Genomic DNA, 15,325 nt, shown 5'->3' with positions numbered 1-15,325 from the left:
CACGCGGAACATGACGCGACTGCTGGGGAATTCTCAGATATTTCTCTCCGGCACTGCGCCGGACTAATCGCCGTGCCCCAGGACCAGATCCTCCACCGCTTCGAACGCGCGCGCGACACCGGAGCAGCGCTGCACGTCTCCCGACATCGCCAGGTCAGCGGCGACCTGCGTGACCGCTGTCCGCGCATCCAGCAGCCCACGATGGTACGCGTCGCGCTCGCCCTGCGTCCGCTCGGCGTCGAAAGAACGGTCGGCGCCGCGCATCCGCCGGCACTCCACAGCGGGGACCAGGATGCTCACCTCGCGCAGCGCGTCGGTGAACAGCAGGATGCTGTCTCTGTCGTCGTCGTAACCGCCCGCGAGCCCGACGAGCACGTTCCCGTCCCTGGACCAGCGGATCAGTTCCCCGATCAGCGGATGGTCGATGGCCGGCACGGTCACACCGAGGTAGCGACGAGGGCCGCCCACATGGCCACGAGGGCGCCGACCGAGATCACCGCGGCAGCGCCGATCACCACCACCGGCGACCGCCAGAACGGACCAGGGCGCGCGGGTGCGCCGGCGGGCACCCGCTCGAGCTCTGCCCGGAGTTCAGCGAGCGTCATGCGCTGCTGGCCGAGCACGTATGGTGCGTCGTCGTCGGCGATAGTCATCGAGTGCCTTCATCGAGTCGGGGGTTTCGGTAACGGGGGCAGCAGGTGCGGCCGCCGTCACCAGAAGAGACGCAGAATGTGCGCCTCGATGACGCCACGCTCGAAGAAATACGTGCGTCAGCTCGTCAGCGAGGTCAGCAGCTCGCGTCCGCGGCGCACCTCACTGGTACGTCGTACCGCCCGGCACTCCGAAGAACTCCTCCAGCGTCGTCACGCCGGTCGCGTGCAGCTGGGCCGCCAGCGGCGCACCGATGTAGCGGAAGTGCCACGGCTCGAACGTGAACCCGGTGACCGGCACCTTGTCGGCCGGATACCGCAGCAGGAAGCCGAACCGCCAGGCGTTCGCCGCGAGCCACTCCCCCTGCGGCGTCTGCGCGAAACAGGCGGCGAGGGAGCATTTCGCCTGGACGGCGCTGATGTCGACGGCGAGCCCGGTCTGGTGCTCGCTGTGCCCCGGCCTGGCCGTGTCGGTGTCCGCGTACGCCTGGCCGTTGCGTGCCACGTCGTCGTTGTAGACCCGCACCTGCGACTCGTACGACCGGTATGCGCTCTGCACCGAGAACTCGAGGCCGGCCTCCGCCTTGCCTGCGGCGAACATCGCGACCAGCGCCGTCGCCACCTCCTGCCGCATCGGCTGGCGGTTCACGTACGTCACGTCCGGGTAGACCAGGTCGCCCGGGACGTACTCCGGCGGCTTCAGCCCCCGTTGCTTGTTCGCCACGACCCAGGTGCTTGCCGGATCGTCGACCGACTGCGCCGCCTTGTCGAAGCCGACTGCTGTCGGCGTGGGCGTGACCGTCGGCGTCGGGCGCGACGACGCAGACGGGTCCTCCGTCGGGCGCGACGGCTTCGAGTGCGGTGTGCCGGAGCGCCGTGGATGGTCGGCCGCCGTCGCCCCGCCCGTCGCGCATCCACTGAGTGCCGCGACGACGATCAGCGCGCCGCCGAGAAGCGCGGCCGCCGTCGCGCGGGCACGACGCGGTCGAAGCTCCCCCATGTTCACGCGATGAGCATATCTCGGCGCGGTGCAGCGGAGCGGTACTCCCAGCCGCGTCGCGGCGGGCATGCAGGCTACTTGGAGAGGCTCCAGAAGTGGCCGATGGCGCCGGGGTGGTCGACGGTGATCGTCGTGTCGAGGTCGCGGTAGTCGGTGTCCTCGTTGTGGCCGACCATCTTGATGACGACCTTGCCGTCGACCTTCTGCACGGAGGAGACAATCTGCACGTGGTCGAGGGAGTCGTTGTCGTTCCAGTCGAACATCACGATGTCGCCGACCTTGATGTTGTCGCGCTGGTCGAGCGGGTACTCCGTGAGGCCGAGAGCCGCGGCGTTCGCCTGGAAGTACGCATCCATCGACGGCACGTAGCCCCAGGCGGGGCTCCAGTCGGCCGCGGCGTCCTTGTTGTACCAGTCGGCGTTCATCTGCCAGCCGCGGGCGATGAGGGACTGGCTGACGAAGTTGGCGCAGTCGCCGCCCACCGGGTTGAGGTCGCCCCACTCCGCGGTGTTGTAGTTCTTCCAGTAGGTCATCGCGTATGCGAGCTGCTTGTCCACCGGCGTCGCGACCTTGTAGTCGTACGCCTTGTCGCTGCTCGCGATGGCCTTGCCGTTCTTGCCAGTGAGCGCCACATCCACGGCGCCGGCCTGGTAGTTGGCGGCGGGAGGGACGACGGCGACGACCTTGCTGTCGCTGGTGTGCGTGACCGTGGCCTGCTGGCCGCCGATCTGCACGCTCTTCACGTCGTCGAGGTTGTTGCCGGAGATGGTGACCGTCCCTGCACCGGAGACGCTGCCTGCTGCCGGGCGGATCGTGGAGATGCTCGTGCTCTCCGACGACGGGGATGCGCCGGCCACGGCCTTGGTGATGGGCGACGGTTCGCCCGCGCATCCGGTGAGGATGAGCGCGGTGGCTGCGGCGAAGCCTGCTGCCACGATGAGGCGGCGCGAAGAGGTCGTACGGGATTGGCGGAACATGGGACCTTCAGATCGAATGTCGAATGGGGGGCGTCGGATTCGGGTCTCCTTTCACGGTACGCCTGCTTTTTCGGTGACACCTGTGCGGGGGGTGTGGTTCGCGTGGATTCGATCCATACATCCGCATGAATGCGCGGAATCCGGGATGCGCGTTCGCTTGTGGCGAACGTTTACATATGACAACTACTTCACGTTGCTGAAACAGTCGCACCGGGTGTAACTTTGCACTCTCCGCAAATTTTTTTGTGCCCCACACCGGTGTGACTCCCGTGGCTCGGGCGTCCCCATCAGACTCTCGACTCGGAGATTCATGTCAAGCCAAGCATCCGCGGCGCCCGCCGCACCGAGGAACGCGATCATGACGCACCGTCAGATCCTGTTCGTCATTTTCGGCCTCATGGCCGGTATGTTCCTGTCCGCCCTCGACCAGACGGTCGTCGGTACCGCCATCCGCACCATCGGCGACGATCTGCACGGTCTGAGCCAGCAGGCGTGGGTCACCACCGCCTACCTCATCGTCTCCACGATCTCCACGCCGATCTACGGCAAGCTGTCCGACATCTTCGGCCGCCGCCCGCTGTTCATCCTCGCGATCGTCATCTTCGTGGTCGGCTCGATCGCCGCCACGTTCTCGACCTCGATGATCGAGCTCGCGGTGTTCCGCGCCATCCAGGGCCTCGGCGCCGGTGGCCTGATGTCCATGCCGCTCGCCATCATGGGCGACATGCTCGCCCCGCGCGAGCGCGCCAAGTACCAGGGATACTTCCTCGCCGTCTTCGGCATCTCGAGCCTCATCGGCCCGCTCGTCGGCGGCCTGTTCGCCGGCGCCAACGAGATCCTGTGGATCGCCGGATGGCGCTGGGTGTTCCTCATCAACGTGCCGATCGGTGTCATCGCACTCTTCATCGTGATGCGGTTCCTGCACCTGCCGAAGCGAGAACGCGGTTCCGCCCGCATCGACTGGTGGGGTGCGACGGCGGTCGTCGTCGCCCTGGTGCCGCTGCTGCTCGTGGCGGAAGAGGGACGCGACTGGGGCTGGGACAGCGCCGGGGCGATCGCCTGCTACGTGGTCGGCGCCATCGGCATCGTGGCCTTCATCCTCGTCGAGATGGCGATGAAGGACGACGCGCTCATCCCGCTCAAGCTGTTCCGTTCCTCCACCTTCTCGATGGCCACCATCATCGGTGTGTTCGTCGGCTTCGGGATGTTCGGCGCCATGCTGACCCTGCCGCTCTACCTGCAGCTCGTGCTCGGCGCGACGCCGACGGAGTCCGGCCTGCAGATGCTCCCGATGATCCTCGGCCTGATGATCTCCTCGATCGCCTCCGGCCAGATCATCTCGCGCACCGGCCACTACCGGCAGTTCCCGATCATCGGCACGGCGCTGCTGTCCGGCGGGTTCTTCTACCTGACGTTCCTCAAGTTCGACAGCTCGTACTGGTTCATCGCCGGCGCCATGCTGCTCATCGGCCTGGGCCTCGGGCAGCTCATGCAGACGCTCACCATCGCCAGCCAGAACTCGGTGGGGCTCAAGGACATGGGTGTGGCGACCAGCGCATCCACGTTCTTCCGCCAGATCGGTGGAACGCTGGGCACGGCCGTGCTGCTGTCGCTGCTGTTCACGGTGATGCCCGGCAACATCCAGACCTCGCTGAGCGACAAGCCGACGCTGACCAATGCTCTGGATGCGGCACTCACGCCGTCCGTGGCGAGCGCGCCGGAGAACAAGCAGATCATGGACACGATCTACAACAAGATCGTGACCCCGCTCGAGGCGAACGCGCAGAAGGGCGCGCACGACGCGGCCGTCGCACAGCTGGTCGCCCAGGGCGTCCCCGCCGACATCGCGGCCACGAAGGTGCCCGCTGCCCCGATCGACTTCTCGAACGCCGACCAGCGTTCGCAGGTGGTCGAGAAGGCGGTGCCCACGCTGCAGACCCAGCTGAAGAAGTCCGACTCCGCCGGTGGCGCCAGCCTCGACGACACGTCGTTCCTGAACGGCGCCGACAAGCGGCTCTCCAAGCCGTTCCTCGTCGGCTTCAACCAGTCGGCCATCGAGGTCTACTGGGTGGCGCTGATCGTGGTCCTGATCGCGTTCGTGCTCACCTGGTTCTTCAAGACGCCGCCGCTGCGGGCCAAGTCGGCCCTCCAGGAGGCCGCGGACGACGCGGCCGACGCAGCGGATGCGGCTGCCGACCGCGAGCGCGTGCTCGCCGGCACCGTGGCTGCGGAGAGCGACGAGGAGTACGACACGGGCATCCTCGCCCACCGAGCTGCCGACGACTTCGGCGCACTGATCGAGCCGGGAGCCGACACGGCCTCCCTGCGCGCGCAGCGCCCGAAGCCGGCAGCGGAGTAGGTTCCAGCGCACAGCGGCCGTCGCCCTCGCGGGCGGCGGCCGCTGTGCGTTGTGGGTGCGCGAGCCCCGAACCGCGCCCCGCGACGGTAACGATTCGGTCACGACGCGACGACCGCGCAGAGTCGCCATGACAGCCTCACGACGGCCGTCCGTGCGTCCCGAACCCCCGGAATTGTTGGGCAAGACGCAGAATCACCCACGGCGCGAGCGGCAGAATGACACATCCGCGGATTGGTGCGGATGAGAGCGCGACCACGCTCGCGCTTGACACCGCCCGCAATGCCTGCATATTCTCTGTGGCAACGCGTGAGAGCGCTCTCACACCAGTGGTTGAGAGCGCTCTCAGCGCCCCACCACCAGACCACGCACACAAGGGAGTGACCGTGAAGTTCTCACGACGCACCAAGGTTGTCGCCGCCGTTGCAGGCGCCGCATCCTTCGCCCTCCTCGCCGCAGGATGTTCATCCAGCGGTGGAGACAGCGGCAGCAGCTCGAACCCGATCACGTTGACCGTCACCACGTTCGGCACGATGGGATTCGACAAGCTCTACTCGCAGTACGAGAAGGAGCACCCGAACATCAAGATCAAGGCGACGAACATCGACACCGGTGACAACGCCCTGACCGACTGGCAGACCAAGGAAGCGGCCGGAAGCGGCCTCCCCGACGTCCAGGCCGTCGAAGAAGGCTGGCTCAGCAAGGTCATGCAGGTCTCCACGGACTTCAACGACCTGAAGGACTACGGAGCCGACAAGATCAAGGACCGCTGGGTCGACTGGAAGCTCAAGCAGGCCACCGACAAGGACGGCCGCATCATCGGCTACGGCACCGACATCGGGCCGGAGGGTCTCTGCTACAACAGCAAGCTCTTCGCCGCCGCCGGTCTGCCGAGCGACCGCGACTCCGTCGCCAAGCTGTTCGGCGGGGACAACGCCACCTGGGAGGACTACTTCAAGGTCGGCCAGCAGTACAAGGCCGCCAGCGGCAAGCCGTTCTACGACCAGTCCGGCTTCCTCTGGAACGCCATGGTGAATCAGCAGCCGGAGGGCTACTACACCAAGGACGGCAAGCTCAACATCGAGGACAACTCCACGCTCAAGGGCCTGTGGAGCCAGCTCGCCGGTGGAGCGGCTGCCGGCCTCTCCTCCAACCAGACCCAGTGGGACTGGGGCAAGGGCAAGGCGTTCACCGACGGCTCGTTCGCCACGTTCGTCTGCCCGGGCTGGATGCTCGGCGTCGTGCAGGGCCAGGTCAAGGCCGGCGGCGGAGACGCAGCGACCGGGTGGGACTTCGCCAACGTCTTCCCCGGCGGCGCAGCCAACTGGGGTGGATCGTTCCTGACCGTCCCGAAGCAGTCGAAGCACCCGAAGGAGGCCGCTGACCTTGCCGCCTGGCTGACCACCGCCAAGTCGCAGGTCGCCACCTTCCAGGCCGCGGGCACCTTCCCGTCCGTGACCGCCGCGCAGTCCGACTCCGGCGTGACCGGCGAGAGCGACCTGACGAAGTTCTTCAACAACGCTCCGATCGGTCAGATCCTCGCCGAGCGTGCGAAGGGCGTCGTCGCCCAGTACAAGGGACCGGACGACTCGGTCATCCAGTCCCAGGTCTTCGGCCCGTCCGTGCAGGAGCTCGACTCCGGCAAGGCGAACGGCGACCAGGCCTGGGCCAACGCGATGAAGCTGCTCAACCAGCTGGTCGTCAACAAGTAACATCCAGCACCGACCGGGCCCCCGCCGCGCAGGCGGCGGGGGCCCGCACCCTGGGGAGAACCAGCGCATGACCTCCGTGACAACACCGCCCACCGCGGCCGACGCCGATGGCACAGGCGCCGCCGACCGCACAGACCGCAGCGACCGCCGCAAGCAGGATCGGGATGCGCGCCGCGCCCTGACCCCGCGTCAGAAGCTGAGCCGCTTCGACGTCAAGGCGTCCCCCTACTTCTACATCGCACCGTTCTTCGTGCTGTTCGGCCTGGTCGGACTGTTCCCGCTCGTCTACACGTTCGTCGTGTCGCTGAACAAGTGGAACCTCCTCACCGGCCCCGGCGAGTGGGTCGGCCTCGGCAACTACGTCGCCGAGCTGAGCGACCCGTTCTTCTGGAACTCGCTGTTCAACACCCTCAGCATCTTCCTGCTGTCCGCGATCCCGCAGCTGATCGGCGCCGTGCTGATCGCCGCGATCCTGGACCAGAACATCCGGGCCAAGACGTTCTGGCGGATGAGCGTCCTCATCCCCTACGTCGTCACGCCCGTCGCTGTCACCCTCATCTTCTCCAGCGCCTTCGACGAGAAGTACGGCCTGATCAACAACCTGCTGCAGTCCGTCCACCTCTCCCCGATCAACTGGAAGACGGAGACGTTCCCCGCGCATGTCGCCATCGCATCCATGGTCAACTGGCGCTGGACCGGCTACAACGCGCTGATCCTGCTCGCCGCGATGCAGGCCGTGCCGCGCGACATCCACGAGTCGGCCGCCCTCGACGGCGCAGGCGCGTTCCGCCGCTTCTTCTCGATCACGCTGCCGAGCATCCGGCCCACGATGATCTTCGTCATCGTCACGGCCACCATCGGCGGCCTGCAGATCTTCACGGAACCCAAGCTGTTCAACCCGTCCAGCGCCGTGCCGGGCGGACCGCAGCGGCAGTACCAGACCACCGTGCTCTACCTGTGGGACATGGCGTTCAACCGCCAGAACTTCGGCAAGGCATCGGCCATCGCCTGGCTGCTGTTCATCATCATCGTCGCGTTCGGGGTGCTGAACTTCCTCATCTCCCGGCGCATCGCATCCACAGAGGCCCGGATGGGCGCCAAACGCACCGCACGTCGGCTGGCGGCTTCGCGCGCCACGGCGGGGGCGGGTGACGCGGGCAGTGGGAACAGTGACGACACGGCCACCGAGGGCGACCTCGCCCTGGTCGCCGCAAGCGAGGAGAAGAGATCATGACCGCCACCGTCGACCGCAACGGCCAGGCAGAGCAGCGCTCGCCCCGGGCGGCAGCGCCGAAGGCCGGCTCGCAGAAGGGCCGGGCGCCGAAGCGCCGCGCGCTCGGCATCGACCGCCGCCCCGGTTTCCTCACCTACGGGCTGCTGATCGTCGTGTTCATCGGCGGCGTCTACCCGCTGTGGTGGTCCGTCGTCGCCGGGTCGAGCCCGAGCAGCGTGCTCACCTCCACATACCCTCCCCTGCTTCCCGGCGGACAGTTCTGGACGAACGTGGCGCAGGTGCTCGACACCGTGCCGTTCTGGCTCGCTCTCGGCAACTCGCTCATCGTCGCGAGCATCATCACCATCTCAGTGGTCGGGTTCTCGACGCTCGCCGGCTACGCGTTCGCGAAGCTGAAGTTCCGCGGCCGTGAGGGGCTGATGGTGTTCGTCATCGCGACCCTCGCCGTGCCGACCCAGCTGGGCATCATCCCGCTGTTCATGGTGATGAAGCAGTTCGGCTGGACGGGCACCCTGGGCGCGGTCATCATCCCGACCCTGGTGACCGCGTTCGGCGTGTTCTTCATGCGGCAGTATCTGGTGGACGTGATCCCGGAAGAGCTGATCGAGGCCGCGCGCGTCGACGGCGCCAACATGATCCGCACGTTCTGGCACGTCGGCGTCCCCGCCGCGCGTCCCGCGATGGCGATCCTCGGCCTGTTCACCTTCATGACCGCGTGGACGGACTACCTGTGGCCGCTGCTCGTCGTGCCGCAGAACCCGACCCTGCAGGTCGCGCTGAGCCAGCTGCAGTCGGCCAAGTACGTCGACTACTCGATCGTGCTCGCCGGTGCCGTCATGGCCACCATCCCCCTGCTCATCCTCTTCGTGCTCGCCGGCAAGCAGCTGGTCTCCGGCATCATGGCCGGCGCGGTGAAAGGCTAAGAATGACCTTCCAGACCACCGACTGGCCTGCTGGTTTTCTGTGGGGGTCGGCGACCGCCGCTGCCCAGATCGAGGGCGCAGCGCACGAGGACGGCAAAGAGGACTCCATCTGGGACCACTTCGCGCGCATCCCGGATGCCGTCGCCGGCGGGGACACCCCCGAGGTCGCCGTCGACCACTACCACCGGATGCCGGCGGACGTCGCGCTGATGAAGCAGCTCGGCCTGCAGTCGTACCGGTTCTCGATCTCGTGGGCGCGTGTGAAGCCGGGCGACCGCTTCGTGAACCGCGCAGGACTGGACTTCTACAGCCGCCTGGTCGACGAGCTGCTGGATGCGGACATCCTGCCGTGGCTCACGCTCTACCACTGGGATCTGCCGCAGACGCTCGAAGACGCCGGCGGCTGGGCGAACCGCGACACGGCGTACCGTTTCCGTGACTATGCTGCCGCGGTCTACGACGCTCTCGGCGACCGGGTGAGCCACTGGACCACCTTCAACGAGCCGCTGTGCTCGTCGCTGATCGCGTACGCGGCCGGTGAGCACGCTCCCGGTCGTCGGGAGCCGCGCGCAGCGCTGGCGGCGCTGCATCACCAGCACCTCGCGCACGGACTCGCGGTGCAGACGCTGCGGGATGCGGCGGGCGCGGGCACAGCGTCCTCCGCCGCTTCCGCCGCTGCGCTGCGCGTCGGCATCACGCTCAACCTCACCAACGCCGTGCCCAACGACCCGTCCGACCCGGCAGACCGCGAGGCGGCGCGCCGCATCGACGGCCTGTGGAACAGGATGTTCCTCGAGCCGCTGCTCCTCGGCAGCTACCCGGACGACGTGCTCGACGACCTCCGCGAGCACCGTTTCGAGGAGCTGGTGCACGACGGCGACCTCGCCACCATCGCGCAGCCGATCGACTTCCTCGGCGTGAACCACTACCACGACGACAACGTCTCCGGGCATCCACTGCCGGCGGATGCGGTCCCCGGCCTCACGCCGACGGACCGGCCGAAGTCGTCGCCGTTCGTCGGCAGCGAGTACGTGACGTTCCCGTCGCGGCACCTGCCGCAGACGGCGATGGGCTGGGAGGTCAACCCGGACGGGCTGCGCACCCTGCTCGTCCGGCTCGGCCAGGAGTACCCGACGCTGCCCCCGCTGTACATCACCGAGAACGGCGCGGCGTACGACGACACGGTCGCTGACGACGGACGCATCCACGACACGGAACGCGAGGCGTACATCCTCGCCCACGTGGATGCCGTCCGCTCCGCCATCGCGGAGGGTGCCGACGTGCGCGGCTACTTCGTGTGGTCGTTCCTCGACAACTTCGAGTGGGCCTGGGGATACGAGAAGCGCTTCGGGATCGTGCGGGTGGACTACGAGACGCAGGAGCGTACCGTGAAGGAGTCCGGCCACGCGTTCGCCCGGCTGATCGCGGAGGCACGGAGCACGGCCGCCACGCCCAGCCGCTCCGCCGAGCCCGTCGGCTCTAGCATGGGTCTTGCGGTAGAAAGGTGACCCGATGACGTCGGAGCAGGTGGACGGTCGCGCCGTTCCCACCCTCGAAGCGGTGGCGGCGCGTGCGGGAGTCTCGCGCGCCACCGTGTCCCGCGTCGTGAACGGTTCCACGAAGGTCACGCCCGAGGTGACGGAGGCGGTCACCAAGGCCATCGCCGACCTCAACTACGTGCCGAACCGCGCCGCCCGCTCCCTCGCATCCCGTCGCACGCAGGTGATCGCCCTGGTCGTGCCGGAGTCGACGGCGAAGGTCTTCGCCGACCCGTTCTTCGCGTCCATCGTCCAGGGCGTCGCCCTGCACCTGGCCGACACGGAGTACACGCTCAACATGGTGATCTCGTCGGAGCTGAACCCCGACAAGACCAGGCGGTACCTGATGGGCGGCAACGTCGACGGCGCCCTCGTCGTCTCCCACCACTCCGGCGACCACTCGTACGCGCAACTCGGCTCGACACTGCCGATCGTCTATGGCGGCCGCCCGGTGAGCGAGACAGAGCACAACGCCTCCTTCGTCGACGTCGACAACGTCGCCGGAGCGGCGGGCGCGACAGAGCACCTGATCGAGCGCGGCCGCCGCAACATCGCCCTCATCACCGGCCCCCAGGACATGCCGGCCGGCCTCGACCGCTTCACCGGCTGGCACAGGGCGATGGATGCGCACGGCCTCGACACCTCGTTGGTCGAGTACGGCGACTTCTCCCCCATGTCCGGCATGGAAGCCATGCGCCGCCTCCTCGCCCGCGGCGTGCCGATCGACGGCCTGTTCGCCGCCAACGACCAGATGGCTGCCGGCGCATACTCGGCCATCCTGGAGGCCGGCCTGAGCATCCCCGGCGACATCGCGGTCGTCGGCTACGACGACGACTACTTCGGCCTCACGGCGACGCCGCCCCTGACCACCGTGCACCAGCCGTCGGTCGGGCTGGGCGAGACGATGGCGGAGGTCCTGGTGCGCCGCATCGAAGGCGAACCGGTGGACAGGGTGACGCTGCTGCCGACGGAGCTGGTGGTGCGGCAGAGCTCGTAGGGGGCTAGGCGCCCGGCTTGGTGCGGCGCGTCCGGCGGAGGAGGAGCATGGCGGCGCCGGCGAGCGCGATCATCGTGGCGATGCCTGCCGCGACCGTGCTCGATGAGCCGGTCGCGGCGAGCTCGTCCTCCGACGTTGTCGAGGTCGGGGTGGAGGTCGGGGTGGAGTTCGAGGTCGACGGCGCGGGCGGCGCACTCGGCACGGCGACCGACGGTTCGGGTTCGGGGGTGGGGGTCGGTATACCGGAGTCGAGGACGGTGAAGTGCACCGGCTCCGAGTCTATGTCGTCGCCACCGAAGCCCATATCGAACATGGAGCACATCCAACCCACCCTGTAAGTTCCGGGCGAAGCATCGCTGGGGATGGCTATGTCCGCATCGATGCGACCGGTTGCCCCGTCGATGGGCACATCAAGAGCGAAATCCACGTAGTTGTTGTCGAATACGACCTTGTTCAAGTAGACCCCGACCAAGGTGGCTGCGCGTCCCTTGAGTGTGCACTCGCCTGTGACATGGACGAGCCCGCCGGGAAGCGCCTGGAGCGGTGACACGGCGATGTGCGTAATGCGATCGGGAGCCGGTTCAGCCTCGGCAATCTGATCGGAAGGCTGTTCGTCAACTGCCCACGCAGCGGCCGGCGCGAGCACGACGCCGGAGACTGCCGCGCCCACGCAGACCACGAGAGCCACACGAAGGGTGCGAAGAGATAAGAGAATCCGCCGATTTACGCAGCCAGAATGTTTTTTTGTTACGTCAAACATATGCAAAGCTTACTCACTAAAGTACCCATCGCAGCTTCGGAGACACATGCATAAACGACCCGCGCGGGCGACAGCACTCGCCGCCTCAACTTTTCTGCTGGCTGGTTTCATCGCCTTCTCGTCGTCCGCCGCGTCGGCCGCCCCCGGCGATGAGACCGGGGAGTGGTTCACCGCGGACGCCCGGCTGGGGCGTGATGTCGCCAGTCCGACGCCGCCGGGCACCACGCAGAGCCGCACCGTCGCGCTGGATGCCGACACCGCGGTACGAGCAGTCGTGTCCACCGAGTCCCTCGCGCTGGCTCAACCCGGCGAGCGACTGATCGTTCCAAAGGCTGGCGACCTCGCGCTGACGCTGTTCGACGGAGAGAGAGTGTCGATCGAGGTCACGGAGGTCGCGGTCTCTCTGGACGTCGAGGGAACCGACGCGATGCCGACCGTCGAGGTGATCGGCCACCGCTGGGTCGACGGAGCCGCCGCCGAAACGGCGGCGTTCACGTTCATTCCCGACGAGTCGGGACGGTATGCCCTCTACGGCGGGATCGATCGCGGCGTCGAGCCGCGAGTGGAGATCGATCAGTCGTCCAGTGGGGTCGTCCGCCTGAACGAACTCGGTCACGCCGCGCACGACCCGTCAGAAACGGACGGCGTTCTTTCCGCGCCAGGTTCAGTCCCAGCTCCCGATCCTGGCGAACAAACGTCCCGCAACCGAGCCACGGCCACTCCGGCCACCATCGATCTCCTCGTCGGGTACGTCAACTCGCTCGGCGCCGCTACAAAGGCGGCAGTCACCCAGCGCGTCACGGAAACGAACACCGCACTCGTAACCTCGGGCGTCAACATCAGGGTGAACCTCATGTCCATGGCCCCGGTCGCCTACACACAATCTTCAGTAGGACTCAGCGACGACGCCCAAAAGTTGAAGAAGGGCGACAATGGCCTCGATATATTGCACAACCAGCGCGACGCCGTCGGCGCCGACCTGATCGCACTCATCGTCCCCAAATCGATCGGCGCATGGGGCTGGGGCTTCCTGCCTGCAGCGCAGGGCACTCCCACTCTGGGCGTCAGTGTCACCGCGGCCGATCGCCTGGATGGGTTCACGCTCGCTCACGAGCTCGGCCACAACTTCGGGAGCGACCACGACTACGCCCACTCCGGCAAGGAGAACATCCCCTTCGCGTTCAGCTACGGCCACCAGGTCGCCGGAAAGGCGCGCGACATCATGTCCTACGACTGCCCGAACGTCGACTGCGCACAAAAGGCGCAGTACGCCAACCCCAACGTCAAGTTCATCGGACACCCGACCATCCCTTCTGGCACCGCCACGGCCGACGCCGCTCGCAGCTTCAACCTCATGGCGCCGGTCATCGCCAACTACCGCACAAAGACGACCATCACCCGCCTTTCCGGCGGCGACCGGTACGAGACCGCCGCCACCATCTCCCGGCATGGATTCAGTGATCCGGCCAAGGTCGCCACGCTGGTCGTCGCGACCGGCACCGACTTCCCGGACGCACTCTCGGCCGCACCGCTCGCGGCAAAGCTCGGCGGTCCGCTCTTGCTGACACATCCCAGCGGTCTGCCGGCGGCCACCACGAACGAGATCAAACGACTGAAGCCGTCGAAGATTCTCGTGATCGGCGGCACGACCGCTGTCCCCAGTGCCGTGGAGTCCGCCCTCAAGGGGCTCGTCGTATCCGGAGGCAGCGTGCAGCGGATCTCCGGGGACGACCGGTACACGACCTCCGTCGCCATCGGGAAGTACGGCTGGAGCGCGTCCACGACCGCGTTCATCGCGACCGGTCTCGACTATCCGGATGCCCTCTCTGCCGGTGCAGCGGCGGGGAAGCTCCGCGCACCCGTCGTGCTCGTTCCCGGAACCTCTGCAGCCGTGCCGGCCACCACCTCGGCATACCTCACCGGGATCGGTACGAAGACCGCATACATCGCCGGTGGAACGACTGTCGTATCCTCCGCCATCGAGACGGCATTGAAGTCCAAGCATTCCGTCGTCCGCTACGCGGGAAGCGACCGCTTCAACACGTCGAACCTGATCGCCAAGGCACATCACACCAAGGGCGGCAGCGTGTACCTCGCCAGCGGTCTCAACTTCCCTGACGCCCTGGCGGGCGCAGTGATCGCGGGGCGTCAGGAGGCGCCACTCGCTCTGTCGCCTCAGGCGTGCGTGCTCCGGACTCTCAACGACGTGCAGCGCACCATCGCTGCCAAGGAAGTCGTCCTCCTCGGCGGCGCGTCACTTCTCTCCGACGCGGTCGGGCAGGGAATCATCTGCTGATGACTCCCGGGTGTTCCGGCCGCTACCCCAGCGCCCGGAACACCCGGTTCCCCAGCACCGCGAGCACGAACCCCGTCGCCACGATCGCCGCAACACCCCCGGCGTACGCCACGAACAAATGCTGGCTCGCGCCGTCCTGCGCGGAGAAGTACGTCACCAGCAGCGCCGCGACCGCTCCGACGGCGCAGACCACCGCGATCCAGAGCAGGGTCCACAGCTTCGTGCGCACCGGGCGTTGCGCGGTGGGCACGCGAAGCCAGGAGTAGAGCAGGCCGGCGATGCAGCCCCAGAATGCCACCACGAGCATCCCAGCGACCACGTCGCTCGGCCGGTGCCACTGCTCCACCAGCGTGGATGCGCCTGCCGCGATCGTGAAGATCGAGCCGATCACCGCGGCCAGCGGGCGGAAGCGCGGGGATGCGACGAGGAAGACGACGAGCGCCGCCGACGCAGCGACGGTGGTGTGCCCGGACGGCAGGGAGTTGGCGAGGCCGACGTCCACGCCTTTCGACGGGCGGCTGAGCACGGTGTACTTGAGCAGCTGCGTGCTGCCGTTGGCGAGTGCCGCGGCCGCGACGGCCACGAAGAAGACCGCCCAGTTGCGGCGGAACGCCACGATCGCGAGGGCGGCAATACAGCCCAGGATGACCGAGGCGGCCGGCAGCGCGTTGAGGAAGGTGTGGGCGAACTCGATCAGGTCGCCCTTCCACGCGTCTGCCCCCGCGAAGGCGCGCTCGTCGATGACCTGGCCCATGTAGCTCTGCACGAACACCAGGTAGATGAGGGCGAACACCACGGCCGTGCCCAGCGCACCCCAGACGAAGGGCAGAGGGCGGAGCGCGGTTCGCATAGTGCCCCAGCCTCCCATACCGTTCTTGGTGT

The 15,325-nt window shown here is 67.4% G+C and carries 13 protein-coding genes; 7 read left to right on the top strand and 6 right to left on the bottom strand.

The window, feature by feature from the left end:
- Nucleotides 1-63: 63 nt before the first annotated feature.
- The 4 genes from HF024_RS01515 to HF024_RS01500 form a co-directional block, all read right to left on the bottom strand.
- Nucleotides 64-468, bottom strand: a complete 405-nt coding sequence (locus tag HF024_RS01515; protein ID WP_168688407.1) for a hypothetical protein — start codon at nucleotides 466-468, stop codon at nucleotides 64-66.
- Entirely contained in the window at nucleotides 438-653 is a 216-nt protein-coding gene (locus HF024_RS01510; RefSeq protein WP_085369643.1) for a hypothetical protein, read from the bottom strand. Before HF024_RS01510 ends, HF024_RS01515 begins: the two co-directional genes overlap by 31 nt.
- Nucleotides 654-813: 160 nt before the next feature.
- The gene (locus HF024_RS01505; protein WP_168690718.1) at nucleotides 814-1,650 is read right to left on the bottom strand and encodes a M15 family metallopeptidase; all 837 of its coding nucleotides are present in this window, start codon (nucleotides 1,648-1,650) and stop codon (nucleotides 814-816) included.
- A gap of 74 nt (nucleotides 1,651-1,724) precedes the next feature.
- Entirely contained in the window at nucleotides 1,725-2,627 is a 903-nt protein-coding gene (locus tag HF024_RS01500; RefSeq protein ID WP_085369646.1) for a DUF1287 domain-containing protein, read from the bottom strand.
- 358 nt (nucleotides 2,628-2,985) lie between these two features.
- Here HF024_RS01500 and HF024_RS01495 point away from each other — a divergent pair, with 358 nt between their 5' ends.
- The 6 genes from HF024_RS01495 to HF024_RS01470 all read left to right on the top strand — a co-directional run bounded on the left by HF024_RS01495 (nucleotide 2,986) and on the right by HF024_RS01470 (nucleotide 11,387).
- Nucleotides 2,986-4,986 carry an MDR family MFS transporter gene (locus HF024_RS01495; RefSeq protein WP_247597251.1) on the top strand — a complete coding sequence of 667 codons (2,001 nt, stop codon included), beginning with the start codon at nucleotides 2,986-2,988 and terminating at the stop codon, nucleotides 4,984-4,986.
- 383 nt (nucleotides 4,987-5,369) lie between these two features.
- On the top strand, nucleotides 5,370-6,695 hold the full coding sequence (locus HF024_RS01490) for an extracellular solute-binding protein (RefSeq protein ID WP_085369650.1): 1,326 nt from the start codon (nucleotides 5,370-5,372) through the stop codon (nucleotides 6,693-6,695).
- 67 nt (nucleotides 6,696-6,762) lie between these two features.
- Nucleotides 6,763-7,929: a sugar ABC transporter permease gene (locus HF024_RS01485; protein WP_168688405.1), complete on the top strand. Its 1,167-nt coding sequence runs from the start codon at nucleotides 6,763-6,765 to the stop codon at nucleotides 7,927-7,929.
- Entirely contained in the window at nucleotides 7,926-8,852 is a 927-nt protein-coding gene (locus HF024_RS01480) for a carbohydrate ABC transporter permease (RefSeq protein ID WP_085369653.1), read from the top strand. Before HF024_RS01485 ends, HF024_RS01480 begins: the two co-directional genes overlap by 4 nt.
- Before the next feature lie 2 nt (nucleotides 8,853-8,854).
- Nucleotides 8,855-10,360 (top strand): GH1 family beta-glucosidase, encoded by a 1,506-nt coding sequence (locus tag HF024_RS01475; protein WP_168688404.1) that lies wholly within the window; start codon nucleotides 8,855-8,857, stop codon nucleotides 10,358-10,360.
- Nucleotides 10,361-10,364: 4 nt separating this feature from the next.
- On the top strand, nucleotides 10,365-11,387 hold the full coding sequence (locus tag HF024_RS01470; RefSeq protein ID WP_168688403.1) for a LacI family DNA-binding transcriptional regulator: 1,023 nt from the start codon (nucleotides 10,365-10,367) through the stop codon (nucleotides 11,385-11,387).
- 4 nt (nucleotides 11,388-11,391) lie between these two features.
- Here HF024_RS01470 and HF024_RS19640 read toward each other — a convergent pair whose 3' ends face one another.
- Complete coding sequence (locus HF024_RS19640) at nucleotides 11,392-12,057, bottom strand: LPXTG cell wall anchor domain-containing protein (RefSeq protein ID WP_210723997.1); 666 nt, start codon at nucleotides 12,055-12,057, stop codon at nucleotides 11,392-11,394.
- 136 nt (nucleotides 12,058-12,193) lie between these two features.
- On the opposite strand from HF024_RS19640, the gene HF024_RS01460 reads away from it, so the two are divergent.
- Nucleotides 12,194-14,443, top strand: coding sequence for a cell wall-binding repeat-containing protein (locus tag HF024_RS01460; protein ID WP_168688401.1), 2,250 nt, complete (start codon nucleotides 12,194-12,196; stop codon nucleotides 14,441-14,443).
- A gap of 22 nt (nucleotides 14,444-14,465) precedes the next feature.
- Here HF024_RS01460 and HF024_RS01455 read toward each other — a convergent pair whose 3' ends face one another.
- Nucleotides 14,466-15,293 (bottom strand): phosphatase PAP2 family protein, encoded by an 828-nt coding sequence (locus HF024_RS01455; RefSeq protein ID WP_168688400.1) that lies wholly within the window; start codon nucleotides 15,291-15,293, stop codon nucleotides 14,466-14,468.
- Nucleotides 15,294-15,325: the final 32 nt, after the last annotated feature.

It is taken from the genome of Leifsonia sp. PS1209 (assembly GCF_012317045.1).
Lineage (GTDB): Bacteria > Actinomycetota > Actinomycetes > Actinomycetales > Microbacteriaceae > Leifsonia.
This window is presented reverse-complemented; position numbering and strand designations above follow the sequence as displayed.

Bases quoted from the DNA above. Each gene is read 5' to 3' on its own strand.
- HF024_RS01455 (WP_168688400.1), bottom strand. From the start codon at position 15,293: ATGCGAACCGCGCTCCGCCCTCTGCCCTTCGTCTGGGGTGCGCTGGGC.
- HF024_RS01495 (WP_247597251.1), top strand. From the start codon at position 2,986: ATGACGCACCGTCAGATCCTGTTCGTCATTTTCGGCCTCATGGCCGGT.
- HF024_RS01505 (WP_168690718.1), bottom strand. From the start codon at position 1,650: ATGGGGGAGCTTCGACCGCGTCGTGCCCGCGCGACGGCGGCCGCGCTT.
- HF024_RS01470 (WP_168688403.1), top strand. From the start codon at position 10,365: ATGACGTCGGAGCAGGTGGACGGTCGCGCCGTTCCCACCCTCGAAGCG.
- HF024_RS01475 (WP_168688404.1), top strand. From the start codon at position 8,855: ATGACCTTCCAGACCACCGACTGGCCTGCTGGTTTTCTGTGGGGGTCG.
- HF024_RS01460 (WP_168688401.1), top strand. From the start codon at position 12,194: ATGCATAAACGACCCGCGCGGGCGACAGCACTCGCCGCCTCAACTTTT.
- HF024_RS01480 (WP_085369653.1), top strand. From the start codon at position 7,926: ATGACCGCCACCGTCGACCGCAACGGCCAGGCAGAGCAGCGCTCGCCC.
- HF024_RS01485 (WP_168688405.1), top strand. From the start codon at position 6,763: ATGACCTCCGTGACAACACCGCCCACCGCGGCCGACGCCGATGGCACA.
- HF024_RS01500 (WP_085369646.1), bottom strand. From the start codon at position 2,627: ATGTTCCGCCAATCCCGTACGACCTCTTCGCGCCGCCTCATCGTGGCA.
- HF024_RS01510 (WP_085369643.1), bottom strand. From the start codon at position 653: ATGACTATCGCCGACGACGACGCACCATACGTGCTCGGCCAGCAGCGC.